This is a genomic window from Vibrio sp. T3Y01 (genome assembly GCF_013114525.1).
GTDB classification, from domain to species: Bacteria; Pseudomonadota; Gammaproteobacteria; order Enterobacterales; family Vibrionaceae; genus Vibrio; species Vibrio chagasii_B.
The window spans coordinates 322359-347288 of the sequence record NZ_VTXJ01000002.1; the positions used below are offsets into that span (position 1 = coordinate 322359).

Sequence of the window (24930 nt, forward strand, 5' to 3'; positions counted from 1 at the left end):
GGTTGGCCTTTGCTTTTAGGTGTTTAGTGAGTATTTAGCTAAAACCTATTTTTAGTTAGCACAGTTTGCTGGGCCAACTTCTTTCCATACACCCCATTCACCTGAGTTAACTGGGTCATCACCTTTGGTCCACCATTTCGCTTCCCAAACCTTACCAGCTTGAGTCACTTGGTCGCCGCCAGTGTAGACTGCACTTGAATCCCAAGCGTTAGTACACGTACCGCCGTCTGTGGTTTTCTTAAGTACTTTCACTGATGCAACCGCGACTGATGTATCTGTACCATCACTTACTGTCACAGAGAAGTTTAGTACTGTATCTTGCGTGTATTCCGCTGCGACAAAGCTTACTGAAGCGCCTTGTACGGTTGCATCGATACCTGCAGGTACATCCCATGTGAAGGTTAATGTGTCTTGATCCGCATCACTAGACGCTGACGCATCAACCACTACAACATCACCCGCATTGACTTCTGCCGGAGCTGTAACTACTGCAACTGGTGCTGTGTTAACCGGGCCTGCATCTTTAGGGTTTACTGTTACAACAACGGTGTCAGTAGAAGTAGCACCTTCGTTGTCCGTTACCGTTAGGCTGAAGGTTAGTGTTTCTTGCTGAGCGACTTCGACAACATCGAAGCTTGCAACTGCGGCATTCGCGTTAGCCAGTGTTACTGCCGTACCGCTCACTTGAGACCAAGCGTAAGTCGCAATTGTGCCATCGCTGTCTTTTGAAGCGCTGCCATCTAGAGAAACAGAAGCTGGGCCTTCAACAGATTGGTCTGCACCTGCTGAGGCGGTTGGTTTCTTGTTCACAGGCTCTGTAGTGCCACCAGCTAAACCCTCGTGCATCGCATTTAGGATGTCGCCGTTATCTGCATCAATTTCCCAAGAGAACAGACCTGCAAGACCAAGGCTACGTACGTAAGCACCTTTTGCTTTAACCGAGCGGTCGTCATCAAACGTGATTAGCTGACCAGAAGTGCGGTTCCAAACGTATGGCGCTTCTGCCATTTCGTCGTAGCCATATTCGAAGCCATTGATGCCTTGGTTGTTGGCGCCAAGCATGTTCGCTTTAATGCCTTTGTAGTCGATAACGCCATCTTCCCAAACACCTTGTGTGGTGCTGCCTTTCAGTTTGCCATTTCCGACACCTGTCATAGGGTCGCTTGGATCAGAAAGTGTTGATGGTAATACGCCTTCCCAACCACGACCGTACATTGCTGTACCTACGACAAGTTTGTTAGCTGGAACACCTTGCTGAAGCAGTAATTGGATACCGTTGTCAGTGGTATAAGCTGGGCCTGTGTATGGTTTGCCATTTTCATCAATGCCTGAGCCATCACACTGACCAGGACGCATGAAGTTACCGCAGTTTAATGCTGTCTGGTGACCTAACACGTTGTTCCAACCGCCGTAGAAGTCGTAAGTCATCGCAAAGATGTAGTCCATGTACTGGATAGCATCGCCGTAGTCCACATCTTCAATCTTATCGTGACCAACACCGATCGCTGATGTGAGTTCGTAAGTGCGACCATTTTCAGCTTCTAGTTCATCTAGCATTGCACGTAGCTCTGCCATCAATGCGATATAAGCTGGGCCATCATTTACTGGGTCACCAAGATCTGGCGCTGCACCGCCACCACCAGGGAATTCCCAGTCAATATCTACACCGTCATAGAATTTCCATGTGTTTAGGAATTTTTTAACCGATGCCACAAAGGTGTCTCGGTTCGCTTTGGTTGTGAAATCGAAGAATGGGTCAGACAGCGTCCAACCACCAATCGATGGGATGATCTTCAAATCAGGATTACGCTGTTTTAGCGCCATCATCATTGCGTAATTACCCTTGATCGGTGAGCTGTATTCGTGGCCCGCTTGAGGGAAGCTCTTCTGGAAAGCGGCCCATGGGTCATGAATCACCACTTCGTAATCATTAACACCCTGACAAGCTGTCATTAGTGCGTTGTAGCTGTTTCCACCTACCGATTTCACTGATTCGTTAGGACCACAAATTGGGATGAAGCCATAAAGGATGTGGGTCAAGTTATCAGCGGGTAGGTTATCAACGGTGTAATCACGACCATAGATACCCCACTCAACAAAGTAAGTACCCACTACTGTGTTTGGATCGGTGTTGTAAGACTTGTTATTTGGATCGATATTCATTGCTAGTGGTGCTAGGTGCGCACCATCCGTATCGGCAATCGTGATTTTAGCGGGTGCGCTTTTACTACAACCCGTTTCGTCACATGCTTCGATTTCCATATCAAACAAACCGCCCTGACCGTATTCGAATGAAGCGGTCGTTTGGCTGCCAGTGATAGGGCCGGTTGCAACCTTAACGCCATCAAAGTAGATGTTGTACGTGTTTCCTGACGTTCCGCTCCACTGATTAAACTTAACGTCGACCTTTGCTTTGTCGTGATACTTAACCATTTGGTTGTAGCCAGAAGTGGTTTCCATCGCGAGTTCAATTTTAGAAAACTGTAGGTTGTTGGAACCGTACATATCGATGCTAGGTGCTGTTGGAGCAGCTAATGCTGTACCAGATAGCGCTAGAGCAATGCTCGCAGCACAGGTATTAAAACGAATCATACTATTTCTCTCATTCCTTGAAGGTTACGAGAGCCAAATGGCCCCATAAGTTGCTCCGATCACTTTTGAAGGAGCTTCCCCGTCAGTATTCGAGAGAGTTTTAATTTCATAACTGAAAATAAATCTGTTTTCGATGGACAACTAAAAAATTGTATCTTGTTACAAATTTGTTGCTTAGTGAGTGAGAGGTCGAGTCCATGTTTTATAAAATGAAATGTCACCTAGCATGAAAATCTCATATGTGAAATTGCACGACATGAAGTTATGTAAAAATGCGACTAGCTGCATGAAAATATCGTGACGTTGAAGCAAGATCACGAATTAGTGGCGAGTAGATGGGAAGCTTAAAGAGTGTTGACGGAGTAATTGGGGCTACTGAAGGCTATCTTTTGAATTGCTCGGCCAATGAGGCGCGTCTTTGTTGCATCACGCTGTGACTTTCAGCGGTAGCAGTATGTTCAAAACCTTCTTTGATAAATTGCTGGGCGGGTGTGCTTGGCTCCAGTCGCTTTAGGCGAGGTGAGTCGTAGGTGCCACTGATGGTGTAAACCCTTGGACCTGAACCTGTATTTATCGTGACGATTTTACCGTCAAAATCAAACGAAGTCGTGATGAGGCGATGATTCATCATCACACCTTTATCTGAGAGGGTAAGGATATCGGTATTGTACGGTGGAGCGCCAATCTCTATCCAAGTACCATGCACATTGCTTGGACTGACGGATTTTTGGTGAGCTTGATAGGCGAAACAACCAGCGGTAACGGCAATCATAAAGCCAACTAATAGCAATCCGTAAAGTAACGAGTTGGCAAATAGATCTCTGCTTTTAGTGGTTTTTTTTGCCATTATCTCTTCATTTCTTCGCTTGTACCGTTCTTAAGTCTATAAATTAAAATCTTAGTTTGCAAAGGTTGTTATAAGAGTTAGAAGCAGGATCCAATGTTCAAATAAATTGGCTTGCGTTGATGATTCTTAGCGTGCTGCTGTTGCCATTTACCGAGTAAATGAGTTTGGGTTTCAGTAAATCTTCAGCTATGCGTATTTATTTCTTGTAGGAAAGTCGCGAATTGGTTAAAACAATTATCACCTAAATTTACGTAAGGCTTATTCGTTGAGCCCAAAACTGCAATTTAAAGACAACAAGGAAGTACAATGATTAAAGAAAACACATACTTTGAAGGTGGCGTTAAATCGTTAGCGTTTAATCAATCTGGCGCTGATGTGAGTGTTGGTGTGATGGCGGCTGGCGAATATACCTTCGGTACGGCTGCTCCTGAAAAGATGACCGTGGTTAAAGGCGCTCTGATTGTAAAACGTGTTGGCGATGACGACTGGACTACATACCAATCTGGAGAATCTTTTGACGTTGCGGGCGATTCTTCTTTCGACCTGCAAGTAAAAGAAGCAACGGCTTACTTGTGTGAGTACCTATAAGAAGCCTGAAATTTACTTCTGCTTAATAAGAAAAAACCACGCTCTAGGAGCGTGGTGAATAAGTGATAATAACCGGCAGTGGATAGTGTCACTTGTTTTACAGTCATCAAATGGACGACCAAATTCGTTGTCCGTTGCTCAATCTCTTCAGTACTTTTTTCAAAGCCCAAAGCCCAAAGCCCAATCATTAGTAAGTGTCAAAAACGCCGTTGTTGTAGTCCTGAATAGTTTGTTCAATCTCTTCCATCGAGTTCATGACGAACGGACCATAATGTACAACTGGCTCATTAATCGGTTGGCCAGCAAAAATCAACACCCCTGAATCTTCTAAGCTACTCAAAGAAAGTAGTTCAGCTTTGGTCAGTAATGCAAGTTGACCTTGGTTGATGACCTTACCACCGATCTGAATGCTGCCTCGGTACACGTAAGCCATGGCATTGTACGTTGCCTCTGTGCCTAAGGAAACTTCTTGGCCTGAACGAGAACGCCAGTCTGCGACGCTTAATGGCACACCTGTCTTTTGCAGTGGACCTTGTGCTCGCAAAGTTGCTGGGTCAGCTTGTTTATGTAATTCAAACCCACCGGCAATGACTCGTAATAAACCGCCTTTTTCACTTTGATGCTCAGCAATACTTTGACTTTGGAAGTCATGGTACTGCGCAGGCTGCATTTTGTGCGTTGATGGTTGGTTTATCCAAATCTGAAAACCATGAAGTGCACCTTCCTCCATCATCGGCATTTCACTGTGAATAACCCCACGACCAGCCGCCATCCATTGCGCACCACCGCTACGAAGTTCTCCAATATTTCCCATGTGATCTTTATGTTGGAAGTGACCTTGCAGCATATAGGTCAGCGTCTCTATCCCACGGTGAGGGTGAGGAGGAAAGCCGCCAACATAGTCTTTGCTTTCATCCGATTTGAGTTCATCAATCATTAAAAATGGAGAGAAGCGTTTGTTGTTAAAACCAGCAACTCTTTGGATTTTAACTCCATCGCCATCAGACGTGGCATGGGCTGAGATTACATGTTCTACGGTTCTTACATTCGACATATTGAAACCCTCATAAGTTTGAATAGGGTTAGTGTATGGAATTAAATTTATAAAGAAGATGGTGCTGCGTTGAGTGACTTATTCGAAAATTTTGAACAGGTAACAATATGAAATTAAGTCTATACTCAATATAGGTTAGACCGCCAAGGAGGCCGCTATGGCAGTACAACAAAAACATGGCGAAAGGCATGGTCGAATGGGCTTTGAGAATGACTTTACGACAGAACAAGGTCAGCGCTTTACTGAGGTTGCGAATAACGCGGTGAAACGTCGCATCAAAAAGCGCGAAGTGGAAGCGCCTTTTGTGCATTCGGCAAAGGAATCTGCGTTGAAAACCGTCACAAGATCTAAGTGGGAAAACCGAAGCCGAGTTAGGCAAGTGGTTTGGATTATTGTTATTGGTCTTGTCAGCTTATGGGCGATGTATATGGCTGGCTAACGTTGGCGAGTCTTTAACAAGGTAACATTGTTTCCCTTTATTCCTGCTTCAAGCCCCTGTTCAATTTCAGTCGAGTCAGGTTTATCCATCGGACACTCCTCTATTAACGTAGAAACAGGGTTGTCATGATAATAAGCGTAACGGTTCTTGCCTGAATGTTTCGCTATATACATGGCTTTGTCGGCACATCTTGTCAATTCATGTAAATCTTGAGCATCTTGCGGATACAGTGATACACCGACGCTGAGAGTCAGCTCTTTTATTCTCTCGTTGGTCTGGCAACCGCTCTCAAACAATCCACAGATCCTGTCTAGAATACCATCGAGATCTTTTTTGGTGGGAATATCGTAGAGCATCAGCACAAACTCATCTCCGGCAAAGCGTGCGATGGAATAGTCGTATTCGTGGCTTTTTCGATCTCGGGTTCGAATATTGTTGCTTAGACGGTTAGCAAAGTGTTGTAGAACACTGTCGCCGACATCGTGACCATAACTGTCGTTGATGCCTTTGAAATCATCAATATCTAAGAAGACCAAGGCGGTAAGTGATCGCTCACTATCGACAGTGGCAAGCTTTTCGATAGCCCAACGTTCAAAGCTCCATCGGTTGGCAAGCCCTGTGAGTTGGTCTCGATAAGCCAAGTCCTCAATCCCTTCTTTATACAAACGCTGAATGTAGCTTACTGCTTTGGTGTAGTAGTAAGCGGAGGTATGACACACCAAGCTCATGGTAAACAAGCTAAGAATAAAGCGATGTGTGCTGTTAAAAGGTAGAGAAAAATTATTGGGTAATGCAGTAATTAGCGTGCTTATGAATAGGCAAAAAGAGGTGCTTAGGATGACGCCAATTCTAAAATCGTTGATGAAGATTACGGCTGCTAAAATCGGGTAAAGCCAAAGTATGCGATCGGGAATGGCATAGCTGTATAAAAACAGGATGACGCCTTGCACAAGCAGTACACAGCTAAGAATTAACTCTGAATACTCAGGATTGAAGACCTTTCTTACATAAATCGCATTGGCGATAGCGATAAAAGCAAAACATAGCTCAAACATTGATAGGGTGTAGTGCTGCCCCTGAAAGTAAGCCCATGTGTAAAAGATGAAGAGTGCGGCTGCAGTCATTGAAAAGGAGTAGACGATTTTTTGTTTTCGGGTAGAGCGGATATCCGCCATCTCTTCAAGGTGCCTTCCTACAAGCCTGTTCATGTGATTTGTGCCACTAATTTTGATAATGGTATTAATACTAGATTAAATAATGGGCTACGAAGAGCCTTAGCTGACCATTTAATGTGACTATTATCAAGATTTCATATGAAAGGTTAATTAACGCATTCTAAATGGTGATAGATATCACTAATGGTGCAGCTCGCCAAAAGCAAGCGGACGATTATGTGCTTGCTTTCCAAAGATTTACTCCACATAGTTCTTTTGCCATCAGATTAAAGAGAGACCATTTATGTTAATTACGTTCAGTTGTAAGGCACACGCTAGCGTCACGATGTTTGGTGAAGTCGGCCTTCAGTTTATCAAAATGCTTGGACATAGTGGTGCGATCCCGGGAGCGATTGATGCTTCAGAGGTTCCTCAAGCGTTGAATAATTTGCGCACCGCGATCGCTGCGGAGCAAAGCCAAGCTCTAGATCAAGATGATATCGATGATGACAACAAAGATGAGGTTGTTGAAGCGCCAGTAAACATCGGTAGTCGAGCTTTTCCATTGGTGGAGCTATTGAAAGCGGCTATTAAAGAAGAATGTGAAGTGATGTGGGAAGACGGTAGCGGAAAGCGTTTGTAAGATCAGCGTGGAGCTAAGTTTGATGGATAAAACCAGCATTCAGTTGAGAGCTTAGTAAGTAAATATAGAATGCTGGCTTTGTTATAGAGCTGAGTTAACTCACTTTGTTGAAGCGAATAGATTGCAGTTTCGTCTCTGAACCATCGATGTATGCATAGCTGTCGATAATCCATAACTTGTCACTCACCATTGCCAACTCTAGGCGCACATCCGCACTGTTTATGTCTTGGTAAATAATGTCTTGAATGTTAGTTGGGTAGAAGTTGTAACGGTTTGCTTGAGGCTGGTGTTCGCCAGCGAAGTTTACCGACACGTCCGTTGCATCGTTTATTACATCTAACTGGTAACCTTGCTCTGCTGTGTAGGAAAAGTGCGCTGATAGCTCTACGCCTTGTGGATTTTCAATGTTGATATTCGCTTGGCTAATGCTCGCTAGGCTACCCGTAGCTTGTAAACTGTCGATATTGCTGTTGGTATCAACATGGTTACGAATAGTAACGTTCCACTCGCCAATGAAGTTATTAAGCTCTTGCCAGTTTTGCTCCGTCGTTTCCGCACTCGTTGGGTTTGCTACTTGTGTACCACCAGTTTGTGCAATTGCCTCGTTACGGCTGTCATGGCGGATATTTTCTCGGTTGTTCTGAATATCGTTACTCGCCCCTGCAACACCTCCAGCCAAACCACCAACGACAGCTCCTTGGACAGCTAAGTCCGCCTCACCTGTTAGCGCGCCCAATGTTAAACCCAACAGAGCACCACCCACTGCACCTTGTTTAGTGCTTGCGTTTGGATCATCTTCACCAGGCGTTACACACCCAGTAAGTAGAGGAAGAGAGATAGCAGCAGTCAGTGATGCTTTAGTCAACGAGTTCATAAGTTCGGCCCTAAAAGATGTACAAATAAAGAGCAAAAACTTTATCAAGGGATTGTCAGAATAAAATTATGAACAGTGTTTTATTTGTTGCGAAGTGTTTCAGAAAGAGTGTTGAAATTGGTCCGTTAGCGTGACAGTCGATAATTTTGTTATCGTAATATCAATGCATAACAGACCGTAAACAAAGTGATGATGTTCACGCTTTCTGGGTTCCCTATTGTTAACTAGGAATATTTCCTAGTTTTTCTAAGACGCTCTCTCATGCGGTTGATTTTTAGACTTCTTATTATTTCGTTATCAGTAACAAAGAGTGCATGGACGGAAATACGTCGTGCAGACCTCACAAATAATAAGAGAGTTCACAATGTTAAAGTTTCTAGATCAGGTTCGAAAACCGACACTGGATCTTCCAGTCGAAACTAGAAGAAAAATGTGGTTTAAGCCCTTCCTACAATCTTACCTAGTCGTGTTCATTGGTTATCTAACCATGTATTTGATCCGTAAGAACTTCAATGTTGCGCAAAACGACATGATTTCTACTTATGGACTATCGATGACGGACCTCGGTCTTATCGGTCTGGGTTTCTCTATTACTTATGGCATCGGTAAGACAGTCGTTTCCTATTATGCCGATGGTAAAAACACTAAGCAGTTCCTACCATTCATGCTTGTCCTTTCGGGTATTGCGATGCTGGGCTTCAGCTTCAGTATGGGCGGCGGCAGCGCTAGCTTATTCTTGATGGTTGCTTTCTACGCGTTGAGTGGTTTTTTCCAAAGTACGGGTGGTCCATCGAGTTATTCGACCATTACTAAGTGGACGCCTCGTAATAAGCGTGGTTCATACTTGGGACTTTGGAACATGTCACATAACGTGGGTGGCGCAGGTGCAGCAGGCGTAGCTCTATTTGGTGCTAACTACCTATTTGATGGCAATGTGATTGGTATGTTCGTGTTCCCATCTATCATCGCGATTGTGGTTGGTTTTATTGGTATGCATTTTGGTAGTGACTCTCCAGAAGCATACGGTTTAGGTACGGTTGAAGAGCTGTTTGATGAAGAAGTGAGCGAAGAAGATACCGCAGCCGAAGAAAATCAAATGACTAAGAAAGAGATCTTTGTTGAATACATCCTTAAAAACAAAGTGATCTGGTTGCTCTGCTTCGCGAATATCTTTTTATACATTGTTCGTATCGGTATCGATCAGTGGTCTACCGTTTATGCGTATCAAGAACTCGGTCTATCAAAAGAAACGGCTATTTCAGGTTTCACGCTGTTTGAAGTTGGCGCACTGGTCGGCACACTAATGTGGGGTTATTTATCAGACCTTGCAAATGGACGCCGTGCTTTAGTTGCTTGTGTATCGCTAGCTCTGATCATTGTTTCTCTAGAGTTCTACCAACATGCGACGAGTGAGTTCATGTACTTAGCGTCACTGTTTGTGCTTGGTTTCCTAGTGTTCGGTCCTCAGTTATTAATTGGTGTTGCTGCGGTAGGTTTTGTTCCTAAGAAAGCGATTAGTGTTGCGGATGGTGTAAAAGGTACATTTGCTTACCTCATCGGTGACAGCTTTGCCAAACTTGGCCTAGGTATGATTGCGGATGGAACACCAATCTTTGGCCTAACAGGTTGGAAAGGAACGTTCGCAGCTCTGGATACTTCAGCTGCTATTTGTATCGCACTGCTGCTATTCGTTGCGGTTGCCGAAGAGAAGAAGATTCGCCACGCTAAGAAAATGCACTTAGCGTCTCAAAACGCGTAGCGAGTCTCACGTGCTTTATTGGTTTAAAGCACGTGAGATCATACCAATCGTTAGTTCGATTCAGTATCATCTCTATTAATAAACTTAATTTTAGATAGCTCCTGTTGGGGCTATTTTTCTTTCTTACTCTTAATTTTGGCTAATATCATGATTAATGTTGCGCTTGTTGATGACCACGTCATTGTTCGATCTGGCTTTGCTCAATTACTCAGTCTTGAAGCTGATATTACGGTAGTGGGTGAATTCAACTCTGCGGCAGAAGCGCGTCTCGGATTGCCAAGTTGTCACCCTGATGTCGTGATCTTGGATATCTCGATGCAAGATGAAAGTGGCCTGAGCTTATTGGAAGAGATTCCATCAGGCATTGCCAGCATAATGCTAAGCGTTCATGACTCTCCGGCGATGGTGGAGAAGTCGTTAGAGTTAGGAGCCAAAGGTTATCTCAGCAAACGCTGCAGTCCTGATGAGTTAATCCAAGCCGTACACACGAGTGCAAATGGTGGCTGCTATCTAACGCCAGATATCGCTATCAAGCTTGCGACACCAATGAAAAATAAAGCCTCTTTAAATCAGTTAACTCGCAGAGAAAGCGAAGTGTGCCAGTTATTGGCTACGGGGCTCGATGTAAAATCTATTGCCGTTGAGTTAGGGGTTAGCCATAAAACGGTGCATGTACATCGTGCAAATGCGATGGACAAACTCAATGTTAAGAACAACGTTGAGTTAGCGAAATTGTTCACTCAAGATCAGTATTGATGCGTTCCTATCTCGCCACCTCCCTATGCGGGACTTTTATGGCTGGCTGTGCATGGTTTTGTTTATGGGTTATCGCCTTCTATTTCATCAATGACCCTGAATTGGCCATTCTGCTTTTCCCATTTTCACTTCGACTGGGAATGACTCTGCACACTCGCACACACTATTGGCCTGCTATCTACATTGCAGAGTGGGGGCTTGCGATCGCTTTGGCGTTATTACTTGATGAGCCTCAATGGTTGACGATACTTATCGCCAGTGGATTGAGTATTCCTGCCACTCTCATTGCCAAGCGCTATTATTCTGGTGACCAGAATCGTCACTTGTTAGTGATGGCTAGCTTAATCATGGTCACAGCATTCATTAATGTAGCCGTAGTGGGTTCTCATGCGCCGGCCGTTTACATGGTGTGGTTGGTGAGTATCACCGGCGGACTGATGCTGGTGCCGATGTGTTATCTAGTCTGGAACTACCTATTCCAGAACAAGTGGGCGCCATTGAGCTCTTACTTAATCAACAATGTCGTTGAGTTCAAAATCCGTCACATCGCTTTATACAGCGTCTTGTTGGTCGCCAGTATTTTGATACAAACCAGTTTGCCTGATGAGCTAAGGCGCTTTGCCCCGTTCTGTATGGCCATCCCTATTATCTTGCTCGCCGTTCGTTACGGATGGCAAGGCGCTTTGCTTGCAACAATGCTAAACAGTGTCGCGTTGATTGCTGCTCACAGTGGAACATCTAAACTCGAAATTACCGATTTACTCTTGTCTCTGTCTGCTCAAACCATCACCGGTATTTTGCTTGGCCTTGCGGTCCAAAAACAAAAAGATCTCAATGCGAAACTACGAAGTGAGCTCTCCAGAAATCAAAACCTTTCACGCCAGTTAGTGACAGCTGAAGAATCGGTTCGTCGTGATATTGCGCGTGAGCTGCACGATGAAATAGGCCAAAACATTACGGCAATTCGGACGCAGGCAAGCATTATTAAACGCATCGATGCCGCTGAGATGAGTGTTCGTTGTGCGGGTACGATTGAGTCATTGTCTTTGAATGTTTATGACACCACCAAACGTCTACTTACAAAACTAAGACCTAAGATGTTGGACGACCTTGATCTAAAAGATTCTGTTGAACAGCTTATTCGGGAAATGGAATTCTCGGATCACGGCGTTGATATCCAGTTAGATTGGCAAGGTGATTACTCGTGTTTGAGTGACACGCTCAAGGTCACTATCTTCAGGCTGTGCCAAGAATCCTTAAACAATGCCCATAAATACGCACGTGCGAGCGAGATTAAAATTGAACTGATTTTAGATGATCTGGCCTATCTTCGTATCACAGACAATGGCGTTGGATTTACAGCGCAAGATCTTCTTAAAGGAATGGGTGTTCGCGGTATGCAAGAGCGTGTTCAAGCGCTTGGTGGAAAAATGACAATTAACGCTAGTGGCTCCTCTTCGGGTACCGATATCAGCGTTACATTACCTAAAGTGTGAGAACGAATATGTTTGGATTTCTGCGCTCAACTACGTCAAAGAGTCATGCTCTAACCGATGATGAGGTTAATCAGAGTTATCGCTATTGGCGCCTTCATATCATGATAGGGATGTATGTCGGCTATGCGGGTTTTTACTTCACTCGTAAAACCTTTAATTACGCTGCGCCTGCCATGATCACAGACCTTGGTTTGGATAAAGGCGATATTGGCTTAATTGGTACGCTCTTTTATCTTTCTTATGGCTTGTCGAAATTTATCTCAGGCACAATATCGGATCGTTCAAACCCTCGTTACTTCATGGGGCTTGGCCTAATCGCGACTGGCTTGATTAATATTGCATTTGGCTTTTCGAGTTCGCTCGCGGCTTTCATCTCGCTTTGGGTGCTGAATGCATGGTTTCAAGGTTGGGGCTGGCCATCATGTTCTAAGTTACTGACGACCTGGTATTCCCGTTCTGAAAGAGGCTTTCGTTGGGCTATATGGAATACAGCACATAACGTTGGTGGAGCGCTTATCCCTATTCTTGTGGGCTATCTGACGTTGCAATTCAGTTGGCGAGCGGGTTTTATCTGGCCAGGCATGATTGGTGTTTTTATCGGTCTTATCGTTTGCTGGCGTTTACGTGACAAGCCCACCACCATGGGGCTTCCGACAGTAGGTAAGTGGCGCAGTGATCATTTGGAGTTGGCGCAGGAGAGCCATGGACAAGGGCTAAGCTATCGAGAAATCCTGAAAACCTATGTGTTCAGCAATAAGTACATTTGGTTACTCGCCTTTAGCTATGTGTTGGTTTACATCGTAAGAACGGCAGTTAACGACTGGGGTAATTTATATCTCACCGAAGAACACAATTACAGTTTGATCAACGCCAACGCTGCCTTGTCTCTGTTTGAGATTGGCGGTTTCGTTGGTTCGCTTGTTGCTGGCTGGGGATCGGACAGGTTGTTTGGTGGTAACCGCGGACCGATGAATATCCTGTTTGCGATTGGCATCTTCCTTTCGGTATCGGCTTTATGGCTTATGCCCTTAACCAACTTTGTGTTTCAAGCGGCTGGGCTATTTTGCGTTGGCTTTTTTGTTTTTGGCCCTCAAATGCTCATTGGTATGGCGGCGGCTGAATGTTCGCATAAAGATTCTGCCGGGGCGGCGACAGGCTTTGTTGGCTTGTTTGCTTACATGGGCGCGGCACTCTCTGGTTATCCATTGGCGCTCGTTCTAGAAACTTACGGCTGGAGTGGGTTCTTCATTACCATTTCAACTTGTGCTGCTGTTATTGGGCTGCTTCTACTGCCTTTCTTACAAGCACAATCTCCCCAGAAAAATGCAGAGGCTCGCTCTGGTTTTTAAGGGGCCTCTCGATAACAAGATAGTCACTAGTGTCTATATTAAGATGCTTGTATCGCAGCTTTAACCAGTGCGATACAAGCGGCTATCTTATTTCAGTGCTTTGTTGTCGTGACATTTAAGTGTGACTCTTTTCACGCTTTTCATTTATCCCCCCCTGTTTCTAAGAATTTTTCCTAACACGTCTAAGACCTCATCTCATGTGGGTTTTGGTCGCCTTCTGTAGCCTTTCTAATTTATTTACCTTATTAGAATTAGCTCTCTGAATTGTGTTCAAAGGGCTCATTACGGAAAGCGCCATGTCACTCAGCCATTTCTCAGAACACTCATTTTTCCCAATGGAAAACACCATCCAGAATTATGCATGGGGAAGCATTTCTTCGATACGTGAGCTGTTTGGCTTTAAGAATGAGTCACAAGAGCCGCAAGCGGAAGTTTGGATGGGAGCGCATCCGAAGGGCTGCTCAATGGTCAAGCTGGACCAACATTTGGTGCCGCTATCTGAGCTGATTAACAAGAATAAACCGGCTTATTTGTCTACTGATATTGCGCAGGAGTTCGGTGAACTGCCGTTTTTGTTTAAGATCTTAGCGGCAGAAAAAGCACTATCGGTTCAGGTCCATCCAAACAAGCGCCAAGCTGAAATTGGCTTTGCGAGAGAGGAACAGGCCAGCATTCCTCTGACTGCAGGGCACCGCAATTACAAAGACTCGAACCACAAACCTGAATTGGTCTACGCGATCACTGAATATCAAGCGATGAATGGCTTTCGTGAATTCAATGAAATATTAGGTATGTTCAAAAAGTTGGATTCGAGCGAGCTGGCTGGTTTGGTTGAAGAGTTTGGCAACCAACTTGATTCTCACGGTTTAGAAGCATTTTTTCGTGATCTGCTAACCTTGAATGACCAACGTAAACACCGCGCATTAGAGCAACTTCTGACTTACGCAGCCGCTCACCAAGGTCAATCTGAGTTTGCTTTGGTTACTGAGCTTAGCCACCAGTACCCAAACGATATCGGTCTGTTTTGTGTTCTGCTGCTTAACTTGATCACACTACAGCCAGGTGAAGCGATGTATTTGAATGCAAACACTCCGCACGCATACATCAAGGGGACCGGGCTCGAGATCATGGCAAATTCAGACAACGTGTTACGCGCTGGTTTAACGCCAAAACACATTGATGTCCCTGAGTTAGTCGCGTGCACAGAGTTTACGCCAATTTCGTTCGAACACTTGTTATTGGCGCCCTCCAAGCTAGGGCAATGTGATAGTTATGACATTCCTGTCAGTGATTTCAATTTCAATATCTTTCATAGTCCTCAGCAAGAAGAAGTCATCACAAGCGGCGCTGAAATCTTAATGGCAATCGATGATGATTTAACGTTAATGAGTCAGAAAGGTGAACACCTAACACTCACCAAAGGGCAATCGGTATTTATCCCAGCCTATATTGGTCATTATGAATTGAGCAGTAAAGGGCGAGTGGCTAGAGCGTTTAATTAAGGGAGTAGTCAGCTGGAAATGCTATCAAGTTTGGTAAATTAATAGGTTGTCTTAAAGATCTAATAAGAAAAAACAAGCCAATAAGATATTGGCTTGTTCATATTATTTATCGATTATTGAATAGAAGGTAAGCTTTTTGCCTCCATTACAATCGACATACCCCAAGATTGTTCTTCTTTAATAGACTTGATGGAGCCTCGGTTGGTAAGCCAGGTGGTTTGAGTATCAGTAGGTCCATAGTCTACGAACTGCGTCTTACTTGTTACTTTACATGCTACTAAATCACCTGCAGGTACTGTGATTTCTTCTTTACCTACATAGGTTTGTTGGTAGTCAAAAGTAGATAGATAGTAAGGTCGTCCGTTGATGATTTCATCCAGTGATGTTTCCATAGAAACGGTTCTCAACCCAGGATATTCTATTTCGATTGCCTCACCGCTCTCTTCGTCCCACCAATAATCGAACTGAGAGGTGAGTGGGGCGTTAGTTGACGTTCCAAAGTCTACCGTTTGATTGATGATCTTTTGGTTATCAGCAACCGCTAGTGGCAATACTGCTTTCGCTGAGCCCCAACCTAGTGAGTCATCAGAGTTAAAGCCTTCTTGACCTAGATAGTGATCTTCAGAGCTATATGAGAACTCATACCCGATTAAAATACCTTCCGAATCTTTAATGTCGATACGCGTTTTTTCTAGGCTACCTTCTAGGTCAGAAATCCAATTTGGAAGTCCAGTGACCAACGTAACGTTATTCAGCCAAGAGAAAGTATTCCCAAGATAGGTAAACTCATAAGTTAGATTTTCGGTAACAGGATCCTCTTCCCACATAGATGTGCGCTGTACATCATAAACCGTGACGTCATTGGCTACTGGTGCGAACCCGGCATCTGGTAGCGAGTCAAGACAAGCCTGCAGGTTCAGAGGATGTAGAGGTTGTGGTGTTAATGCGTTATCCAAAATGAACTGCTTAGTCGCTTCATCAAAGATATAGGCCTCACTATCAATCTCTTCGGTCTCTTTGTAGGTAATTCGTACAAACCCGTCGACAACAGATAGGTAAGCAGAGTTATCTTGTCTTTGATAGTTTGACCATGTGGTTTGCGAGTGGATGGATTCAGGAATTGTTACTTGGCGTACAACCTCGCCATTCAATGAGATATCTTTCCACGAACCAAGGTCTGCTAATCTCAAGAACTGAGAATTTTCTTCCCACGCTCTTGAATAATAAACAACGGTACCGTTAGACAGAAGTTGTGCGAACACTTCAGCATTTTCGAAGCCCGCCATCGGGATTAAGTCATCATGATTGTTAGATGCTGTTTCATGACGATCTGACTCATCTTCAGCTACGGTTGATGCTAAAGTTGCCAACCATGTATCGCTGCCATTCTTAAAGGCACTTATTCCGTTGCAAGAGTTATTGAGCGCTTCGTAACGATCTTCTTGACATCCATCCCATTTATAATAGTAATAAATGTCGTCGTAGACATTTTCCACTGACAATTTGTATGCCGTTGTGTTGTCTGGGAATTTTAATCCTACTGGCATAATTAGAGACCAAACGTTCTCACCATCGGTTTGGTCCATGATTGAGCGAACATTAAGACCACTGATATCCAACTGCTTAGCGCTAGCAATTTCATTAAAAATTGAGCTGTTCGACTCGAGAATGACACTACCATCTTTATTTGGCTTGATGCTAGTTAAGGTGTCATTACTTGTTTCCCAGCCGCTTTGACCCAAAACCATGTCATTAGCGTCAGGACTGCTTTTAACTTCAACAAACTGTTCTACAAAATAGTCATAAATGAAACTGGTTTCGGTGACAGAGTTATCGGAATCCGCTTTTAGTGTTCCATAGGCGACCATCAAGTCTTTGCCAGTGTCATTCTCACCGCCAAACCAATTGATGCCATCCGTTTTAATTAGCTTCGCAAGGTCGGCTTGCTTAGATTCTTTATTTGCTTCGTTTTCTTTAATTTTATCTTCAAGGTTAGAGTCATCAATGGCGATGTGGTCGCGATTAATACTGCCAGCAATGTCGCTCGGGTTGAAGTTTTCTCCCGCGGCTTCAATATTTTTGACGACTTCATCTAGGACTCGAGTCACTTCTTCATTGATCAACGCTGTGAGCGCTTCTACAGAAATACCAGCACCCGCTGCGGTTTCTGATAGTGCGTCAGTATTCTCTGCCATGACCGATGCGGTGACTTGAGCAACGCGGTGTAGGTTCTCAAAAGCTGCTTTTTGTGAGTCTGCTAGCTTGTCGTTATTTTTGGCCTCAATGTAATCTTGAGTTAAGTCGAGCGTTGTACCTAACTTCTCTTGAATAGTTGCTTTGGCCTCATCTAATGATGCGCCACTTTCAATTTCATTTTGTATAAGTGTGGTTAACGGGCTAATAAACTCTGATTGTGGCGGAGCCGTTAAGCGGTAACTTTTGTTCAACACAACACCAGGGTTATCAGTGTCGATGGTTTGTCCTGCTACAACTTCAATCAACAGAGTGCTCTGTTCTAGTTGCTCTTGAGTTAAGTTCTCAATGGTAAATTCACCATTGTCGCCGGTTACTGCATTTGGCTCATCCTTATCACACACTTTATTGCTGTTTAGATCCAAGCATGCATTAGCACCTACCAGATAGCCATCTGCGGCTTTGGCGGTAAGAGATGCTGTTGTTGCCGTTGAACCACCCGTATTAGTTGTGGAGCTATCCGAACTGTCGCTACCACATCCTGCTATCCCTAGGGCTATTGCCACTGCTAACAGTGAACGTTGACCATTCATGTTAGTTCTCCTTTATTAAGTTATTGATAAAAGTCTTTGACTCAGGAATCAATTGGCGGAATGTCATTGATAAATATGACTATTTATAAATCGAGTGCCATTGATGTGGAATGTATCAAATAGGGATTGCGCGGAAACCGCAGGAGTTTTTATTCTAGAGTCGCATCAAATTTGTATATTTTTATATGCGAGTCATGTCTCTAGTGAATGATTGGTGTTTGTAATTGATATTATTACCAGTTAATGAGTATTACTCAGGGGGAACTGATGATATGCGGTATTGGGCATATTTGAGTTATTAAAGTAAACTGGAACAATAAGTTACATTTATAAAAACACATTAAACTAAGGATATTTGATGAGTTTCTATTCCCAAAGTCGTGGCCGTGCCTTTTTATTTAGCACTCTTTCGTTAGCGGTTGTATCAACGCCTAGTGTTGCCGATATGTCGACAACGCCTGTCATTGGTGGCGTATTCAGTTCAAGTGAGGTTTTGAAAAATCAGGTGCTTTCAAGCCTGAGTTACTCGGCCACACTAACTCGCGATGCAGCGATCTTTACGATCGCGGGCGTAACGCTAGATGCGTACATTCTCGCACTGCCTTTAGATGCTAAAACGAAAGCGCGGGTGATCGCTCAGTTGTCTAACCCGACTTACTCCATTCCTTTGGGCTACTTTCTCTATAGTTACTACGATCGCTATTCGGGCTTGGGTAGTGAAGATGTATTTAAAGCATACCTATCGACAATCTACGATGATGAGGTATTAAGAGGTTTTGAACATAGCCTCTACTATGTGGGTGCTGCGCCTGATTCTGATTACAAAGAGCCTGATACGTCCACAGAAGCAACCGGACATCATGAGGGCATTCGAATCGACGAACACTTCATTGCGAACATGGTTGTGATCTACGATGCGCTGTTTGAGATTGGCGTTTGGCAAGATATGGACACATTGCCAGAGAGCTACACCTATTTAACTAACAGTCCTGAAGATTTAGCAATCATTAATCAGATTCAACCGATTATTGTCGAATTAATTGCTCAGGCAGCGTCGGGAATGGAAGAGGGTGACATGAAATCGGCAATGCTCGCAATTGCCGAGGATGGTAAGCCGGAAAATGCCGATAAGTCGAATAACAAAGCACAAGCTCTTACTATCACGCTTATTGATTTTGTTCGCTTGAACTTACTCAAAGCCTACCGACAATTTGTTTATAAAGATGAGCGAGCTGAAGCGCTTGATGATTGGATGCAGCAAGCTTTTGATGAGCAGCCTGACTCTCTAATCCAGTTTTTGGAATCCCAACAGAATAAACGTTTTGCTGTGCAAGTGACGGTAGATGGCTTACAGAAAGGGTTGATTGAGGGTTTAGTTGATGAAAATGCCCCTTTTATTTCGGTTGCTTATCACAATCATAAACAACGTAGTCAATATAAGCCGAGGTTCGAAAGTGTTATTGAGCCAGGTCATCAGCAACAAGTGAGGTTCATGGAAGTTCTATCTGAACAAACCTACCGTGATCCACATTATCTGCCTTTCTTTAAAAAGCTTTATCAAGATCATCGAGACAACATTAGCCGCGTCGGTATCTCGTCGACTCCAACCATCAGCGTGCGTAACCTGCCTATCATCAAAACGGGCGCTAAGGTTTCTGGTGAAGGTGGTACAGGTGTGCCTAACTTCCACTTTGTCGACAGGGATATCGACCGAGCTTATTACTTCTTTGGGAATGATGCTCTAAAGCTTGATGTACTAATGGCAGACAACAAGGTACAGACGATGTTTGATCGTCTCGAATACCTTAAAACTCTGAATTGTAATGCTCAATACGATTGGAATGCGCATACAAGTTATGATGGTCTGGTGAACTTAGGCTTAGGGGAGTCATTACGCGATTACGGTGAGAAACGTTGTGTAAAAGAGCTTCAGGCACGCTCTGAAGTTGAAGTCGCTTTACGAGAGAAAAGAACGGCTTTGATAGAAGACATCGAGGCCTACCAGTCTATCTCCAGCTTTGACTTGTTCACCAAGCTCTCTAAAAAAGCGCTAGTTAAACAGTCGATCACTCAGTTGGCGGAGCTTGATGGCAACGGGATGCCAGATTACACCTTGGTGTATAACCCGTGGCCCGATCATTTCGCCCATTTTACAGGGCCTTTTAGTGATGAGATTTTGATGCCAACCGGTGAGTTAAATCGCTTGGATTATTGGATTCGTCAAATTGAGGCGACTTACCAAAGCGCAGGTGTCTACGATAGAACGTTGTGGGGAATGGCAGGGGATCACGGGTTAACACCTGTGTTCTATTCATTGAATCCTGAGAAGCAAGTTTTTGATGGGTTACAAACAGAGCTTGATTACCCAATTGTGGTGAAGAAAATTTCTTCAGATGAAGGTGAGGGGCCTAAAATAACGAATGCGTTGAATTATCCAAGCTCTAAACATGTTGATGTCGTGGTTGCCTCGACCGCGGGTGGCAACTTTATGATGGATTTCTTTAACTCAAAGCAGGGTTGGACTGTACAGCCTGTTTATCAAGAGTTGGTACAGTGGGCGCCCATTGCAGCAAACAAAGGTGACAGCATTAATGTTATTGACGAGATAGCAAAACGCTTACCTGAGAGTCTCGATTATATGGTGGTGAGAGAGAGTGCCTGTGACGAGCGAGCTTGTTCTGTTCGAGTGATCGGCAACCGCGATCTTAAGCGCGTTGACGAGTTGATCACTCGACACGGTGACAAACTATTTTATGAGTCATTAATGGGAAATCAGGCACCTACTTTACTGAATATACAAACGTTAAACCCATACCTTGCATCACCGAGTAAAGCTGACTTTTCTGTTTACTCTCGGCTAGTGGAAAAGTGCATTAATCGTTCAGTTAAAGAAGATGATTCAACGTGGTGTAGTCGCAGTGAGTGGACGGATTTAACCCAATTGACTCCTCGACCTGATTCGGTCAATCAACTGGCTAACATTTATCTTGAGGATAGAGCCGGTACCATTAATTTGTTCCCTAAAGCGGGAATTGGTTACAACACAATAGTGCCGGGGCGTCACGCTGGTGAAGACTATTTAGAGAAAGATGCATTTATCGGATTCTGGGGCTCCCCAATTGGTGAGAACTCATTACCATTAAAGATCGAAGCCAATGGTTCGTTAGCACCGACTCTCTATGAGTACTTGACCGGAGAACCCGTAGTAGCAGGCGAGAATGGTTGGGGATTCCCTTCATTGTTGAATAAGTTGGATATTACTTCAGCTCGTTAATGTTTTATTCTCTCCCTAATGGCTCATTAATGGTTATTTAGGGAGAGAGCCATTCCGACAAAATCCTCATCACTATCATCAACAACTTTATAGCCAAGCGCCTGATAAAAGCTGATGGCGCGAGCGTTACTCCTAAAGCTAGAGAGGGTGACTTGATTTCGTTGCTCTCGAAGGGCTTTGGTGTGGATGAGTGACATTACTTTTTTACCGAGCATTTTGCCTTGGTATTGAGGGTCAATGATCAGAAGGTGGATATGATATGCGTTGTCATAAGGTTTGAAGCAGGTAAGCCCGACCTTTTGAGAGTCTCTATACACCCAATGAAACCAAGAGCGGTGGTAGTCGTTTGAGAGGCGGTTACGTTGAAACTCGTCATCCCAGCCAAATACATTGTCGACGTGTTCGAAGATACCTTGCTTAACGCAATCAAACAGGTCGCCAAACTCGGAGCTTAAGACGGTTTCTAATCGAAGTTCTCCGTATATGATAGTCATTCCTTCTATTTCCTTACCCTGAATCTTGGATAAGCAAACAATACCATAAGCGGCTGATATTTATACTAAATGAAAAAGCCACGTAGATACGTGGCTTTTAAACTCATGACATTTAGTCGTTGTCTTCAGCTTCGATTTCGCTAGCGATGTATTGGTTATTCACCTTATACGTTTCTGCTTCAACTCGTTGATTGGTTAGCGTGTCGAACGTTAAGCCATCTTCATAGCGAGTGTTGTGGTTAACGTAGACCGTTTGATTACCAGAAGTTGTCTGAATAACAAAGCTTAATGCTGACTCATCAATGCTCTGAACAATGCCTTCTAGGTCGATATCGTTGTCATTCCAATCTTGTGTATCATCGTCGCGTTCAAATTCGATTTCGGTTGCAACATTGTCGCCGTTAGCTTTTTTCGTTGTGACTTCAACTTCTGCACCAACGGTTAAGTTCGATTTGTTTCCGTCTTCGTAACGAGTGCTGTTATTTACAACAAAGCGACCTTTATAGCTTAAATCAAATGATGATTGGTCGTTCGCCACCCAAGTAATAATGCCTTCGATTTCCGTATCATTGCTGACTTCATCAAAGTCTTCAACTTCGACTTCATTGGCTGTTAGTACAGAGCCTGTTATCGAGCCTGTTACTTCAACCCAAAGACCATTAGATAACTCAGAGCTGTAATCTTCGTTATCGATGTGAGCATTTGAATAATCAACGCTTAGATTTGCACCGAGTTTGAATGTTTTTGCGTTGCTGTTTAACTCACTAATCAGGCCTTCAACTTCAACTGACTCTGTTAAGTTAGAGTGTTCGAATTTCACTACCGACAGTACTTTGTAACCTGCGTTAGCGGTCGGTAGAGAAGACACCATCACCCAATCGCCATCTTCAATCTCAGTCGAAAGCGCTGAGAAAGTTAGAGGTATGCCGTTGACTTCAAATGTGCCATTTGCGTGGTTGGTATTTGCAATCAGACCTACGATAGTCGGTTCAAGACCAACTTGGGTTCCACTAGCATGAGTGGACGCGCTGCGAGCGTTAGAGGAGATGGAAACCATCATGTTCTTTTCTAGGTCAGCAATTGCGACTTCTTCGCCTGCGTAGTTCGCGCTGCCTACTTTATAGCTATAACCATTAACAACAATGGTATCGCCTGAAACAGAGTCGATCGTGCCTTGGATAGATGAAGGTGTTTGAGCTTCGTTTGTGTTGCTGCTTTCACTACTGCCGCCACCGCAACCCGCTAGGACTAAACTAATCGCTGTAATTAACGCTAACTTTCTCATTTTTATACTCTTTAATAGAATTAATTTAAGTTTATTTGTTTTAATTAGGCGCTATCTTATAGACTCGAACGTGAAGCACTCGTGAAGAAAGGTGAAATAAATCGATGAAAGTTTTGATTGTTGACGATAACCATAGTGTCTCTGAAACCATTGCTGATTATCTCGAGTTAGAAGGTATTGGTATTGACTGCGCATATCATGGTGAAGCGGCATTGAAGCTGGTGGCGGAGAATCATTACGATGTCATTATTATGGATATCATGATGCCAAAATTAGATGGCATTTCGGCGGTCAGAAAGCTGCGACAAGAGCAAGCATGTCGTATTCCTATTCTGTTTCTGACAGCCAAAGAGCAGCTGGACGACAAAATTGCAGCATTCCAAGCGGGTGGTGATGACTACTTGCTGAAACCTTTCGCGATGCAAGAATTGAGTTTACGACTGCACGCATTGGCAAGCCGTGGTCCTAGGCTAGATGTTGGTAAGGTGCGCTTTGCCGATATCACGATGGACTCCCAGACCGATGAAGTGTTTCGTGGTGACACGCCGATCAAGTTGAGTCGTATTCAATTGAAAATATTGAAAGTGCTTATTCGACACGCCCCGGCGATAGTGTCGCGCAGAGAAGTGATTGATTCAGTTTGGGGAGACGAATCTCCATCGAGTGATGCATTAAGAAGCCACATTTATGGGTTACGTAATGCGCTTGATAAGGGTTTTGAGCATTCAAGATTAGAGACGATTCATGGACAAGGTTACCGACTTAAAGCGTAAAAGCTCAGTCAAAGAAAGCACGTACCCAAGCATCTATAAGAAAATTCGTAGAAGCTTTGGGATCATGACACTTGTTATGTTCAGCATGTTCTGGACAGCCATTTATTTGGCCGAAAACCAGATGGAAGTCATTAGCTTACACCACTGGTTAGATACCGAAGCGAGCCGCTATACCGCAGAGTATGAGTTATATGGTGAAGATACCTTATTGCCCAATCCGAATGAGTTCTCCACCTATTGGAGCGAGAACGAATTACCCCGTTGGTTAAGTTACTATAAAACACCAGGCTTCTATGAATACCTTCTGGGGGCGGAGGACAAACATTTCATCGTTTTGAAGCATCCTTCGGGCAAGGGGATGATGTACATCGTCTTTCAAGATGATGCAGATGATTACCTAGATAACTACGAGTGGAGCCTCCACTATTACACCATGCTGTTGGGGGGCTTTATTTCCTTGGCTATGGTTTTTTATAGTGTTTATGTCGTGCGTTCATTGTCACGTCCACTGAATCAGATAGAGCAAAAAATCAGTTTAATGCAGCCCGACCAGCCCTCTTTTGAGGTGACAACTGGTTACGCGGAAACCCGTCATATCGAGCAAACTCTACTCGATTCTAAAAACGATATATCGGGCTACTTTCAGCGAGAAGAGGAGTTTAGTCGCTTTGCCGCTCATGAACTTCGTACGCCAATCATGGTAATTCAAGGTTCTGCAGATTTACTCGCCAAAGTCGACAACCAGCCTCCTGTGGCGTTGAAAGCTATCAATCGAGTTCAAGAAGCCAGTGAACAAATGCGTGTTCTGACTGAGATGTTTTTGCTGCTTGGGAAAGAAAGTGTCGATGAACACCGCTTCTCTGAGCATGATTTAGAAACCATGGTCCGACAGCAACTGAAAGAGTTGGCAATTTTGTTTGCCAAACAGGATGCGAGCTACCGCCTTAATGTTTCAAGATCAGCTACCGTGTATGCGCCTGAAAGCTTCATCACCGTGGTCATGAACAACTTAATCAAGAATGCATTTAGCTACAGTATCGGCGACATTGATATTCAATTGATTGAGAAAGAGTTGGTGATCGTCAATAGGCATGATGGTAACGAAACCTATAACGCAGGCTACGGCTGTGGTCTGATTATTGTTCAGCGTATTTGTGAGCGTATGAATTGGCATTTTGAAACCCGAGATGATGGCGAGAGGTTTCATACCTATTTGAATTTTTCTGATGGGAATAAGGTAACTTAACGTTTAGCTAATCACTTAG

The 24930-nt window shown here is 44.0% G+C and carries 19 protein-coding genes; 11 read left to right on the forward strand and 8 right to left on the reverse strand.

All coding sequences use genetic code 11. The features are described 5' to 3' along the window. Window positions 1–51 precede the first annotated feature (51 nt). Window positions 52–2592, reverse strand: coding sequence for a glycosyl hydrolase family 18 protein (locus F0232_RS03985; protein ID WP_105058701.1), 2541 nt, complete (start codon window positions 2590–2592; stop codon window positions 52–54). Between the two features lie 382 nt (window positions 2593–2974). Beyond that, a complete protein-coding gene (locus F0232_RS03990; RefSeq protein WP_105058702.1) occupies window positions 2975–3439 on the reverse strand; it encodes a DUF2850 domain-containing protein in 465 nt (154 codons plus the stop codon). A 306-nt stretch (window positions 3440–3745) separates the two neighbouring features. On the opposite strand from F0232_RS03990, the gene F0232_RS03995 reads away from it, so the two are divergent. Continuing rightward, window positions 3746–4027: a pyrimidine/purine nucleoside phosphorylase gene (locus F0232_RS03995; RefSeq protein WP_017057600.1), complete on the forward strand. Its 282-nt coding sequence runs from the start codon at window positions 3746–3748 to the stop codon at window positions 4025–4027. 187 nt (window positions 4028–4214) lie between these two features. Here the strand turns inward: F0232_RS03995 and F0232_RS04000 are convergent, their stop codons facing one another. Continuing rightward, window positions 4215–5081: a pirin family protein gene (locus F0232_RS04000; RefSeq protein WP_105058703.1), complete on the reverse strand. Its 867-nt coding sequence runs from the start codon at window positions 5079–5081 to the stop codon at window positions 4215–4217. A gap of 157 nt (window positions 5082–5238) precedes the next feature. Between F0232_RS04000 and F0232_RS04005 the strand changes: the two genes are divergently transcribed. Next, the gene (locus tag F0232_RS04005; protein ID WP_008216740.1) at window positions 5239–5520 is read left to right on the forward strand and encodes a hypothetical protein; all 282 of its coding nucleotides are present in this window, start codon (window positions 5239–5241) and stop codon (window positions 5518–5520) included. On the opposite strand, the gene F0232_RS04010 is transcribed toward F0232_RS04005, so the two are convergent. Next, window positions 5517–6695 carry a GGDEF domain-containing protein gene (locus F0232_RS04010; RefSeq protein WP_061032928.1) on the reverse strand — a complete coding sequence of 393 codons (1179 nt, stop codon included), beginning with the start codon at window positions 6693–6695 and terminating at the stop codon, window positions 5517–5519. The two genes, F0232_RS04005 and F0232_RS04010, sit on opposite strands and share 4 nt — an antisense overlap. Before the next feature lie 283 nt (window positions 6696–6978). On the opposite strand from F0232_RS04010, the gene F0232_RS04015 reads away from it, so the two are divergent. After that, window positions 6979–7317, forward strand: a complete 339-nt coding sequence (locus tag F0232_RS04015) for a DUF1840 domain-containing protein (protein WP_061032929.1) — start codon at window positions 6979–6981, stop codon at window positions 7315–7317. Window positions 7318–7411: 94 nt separating this feature from the next. Here the strand turns inward: F0232_RS04015 and F0232_RS04020 are convergent, their stop codons facing one another. Continuing rightward, on the reverse strand, window positions 7412–8191 hold the full coding sequence (locus tag F0232_RS04020; protein ID WP_105058704.1) for a hypothetical protein: 780 nt from the start codon (window positions 8189–8191) through the stop codon (window positions 7412–7414). 364 nt (window positions 8192–8555) lie between these two features. Here F0232_RS04020 and uhpT point away from each other — a divergent pair, with 364 nt between their 5' ends. The 5 genes from uhpT (at window position 8556) to manA (ending at window position 15053) form a co-directional block, all read left to right on the forward strand. Beyond that, complete coding sequence (gene uhpT, locus F0232_RS04025) at window positions 8556–9950, forward strand: hexose-6-phosphate:phosphate antiporter (protein ID WP_105058705.1); 1395 nt, start codon at window positions 8556–8558, stop codon at window positions 9948–9950. 147 nt (window positions 9951–10097) lie between these two features. After that, entirely contained in the window at window positions 10098–10706 is a 609-nt protein-coding gene (gene uhpA / locus F0232_RS04030) for a transcriptional regulator UhpA (protein WP_017061545.1), read from the forward strand. Beyond that, a complete protein-coding gene (gene uhpB, locus F0232_RS04035; RefSeq protein WP_105058706.1) occupies window positions 10706–12202 on the forward strand; it encodes a signal transduction histidine-protein kinase/phosphatase UhpB in 1497 nt (498 codons plus the stop codon). The genes uhpA and uhpB overlap by 1 nt, the downstream gene beginning before the upstream one ends. An 8-nt stretch (window positions 12203–12210) precedes the next feature. Next, entirely contained in the window at window positions 12211–13551 is a 1341-nt protein-coding gene (locus tag F0232_RS04040) for an MFS transporter (RefSeq protein WP_105058707.1), read from the forward strand. A gap of 296 nt (window positions 13552–13847) precedes the next feature. Further along, complete coding sequence (gene manA, locus F0232_RS04045) at window positions 13848–15053, forward strand: mannose-6-phosphate isomerase, class I (protein WP_105058708.1); 1206 nt, start codon at window positions 13848–13850, stop codon at window positions 15051–15053. A 113-nt stretch (window positions 15054–15166) separates the two neighbouring features. On the opposite strand, the gene F0232_RS04050 is transcribed toward manA, so the two are convergent. Beyond that, window positions 15167–17839, reverse strand: coding sequence for a hypothetical protein (locus F0232_RS04050; protein ID WP_105058709.1), 2673 nt, complete (start codon window positions 17837–17839; stop codon window positions 15167–15169). A 358-nt stretch (window positions 17840–18197) separates the two neighbouring features. On the opposite strand from F0232_RS04050, the gene F0232_RS04055 reads away from it, so the two are divergent. Further along, a complete protein-coding gene (locus F0232_RS04055; protein ID WP_105058710.1) occupies window positions 18198–21113 on the forward strand; it encodes an alkaline phosphatase family protein in 2916 nt (971 codons plus the stop codon). Window positions 21114–21139: 26 nt separating this feature from the next. Here F0232_RS04055 and F0232_RS04060 read toward each other — a convergent pair whose 3' ends face one another. Next, complete coding sequence (locus F0232_RS04060; protein WP_105058711.1) at window positions 21140–21607, reverse strand: GNAT family N-acetyltransferase; 468 nt, start codon at window positions 21605–21607, stop codon at window positions 21140–21142. A 112-nt stretch (window positions 21608–21719) separates the two neighbouring features. Next, entirely contained in the window at window positions 21720–22892 is a 1173-nt protein-coding gene (locus tag F0232_RS04065) for a DUF5666 domain-containing protein (RefSeq protein WP_105058712.1), read from the reverse strand. A gap of 104 nt (window positions 22893–22996) precedes the next feature. Here F0232_RS04065 and F0232_RS04070 point away from each other — a divergent pair, with 104 nt between their 5' ends. Both F0232_RS04070 and F0232_RS04075 read left to right on the forward strand, forming a co-directional pair. After that, window positions 22997–23665, forward strand: coding sequence for a response regulator transcription factor (locus F0232_RS04070; protein ID WP_105058713.1), 669 nt, complete (start codon window positions 22997–22999; stop codon window positions 23663–23665). After that, window positions 23637–24911: a HAMP domain-containing sensor histidine kinase gene (locus F0232_RS04075; protein WP_105058714.1), complete on the forward strand. Its 1275-nt coding sequence runs from the start codon at window positions 23637–23639 to the stop codon at window positions 24909–24911. Before F0232_RS04070 ends, F0232_RS04075 begins: the two co-directional genes overlap by 29 nt. The last annotated feature ends 19 nt before the right edge of the window (window positions 24912–24930 follow it).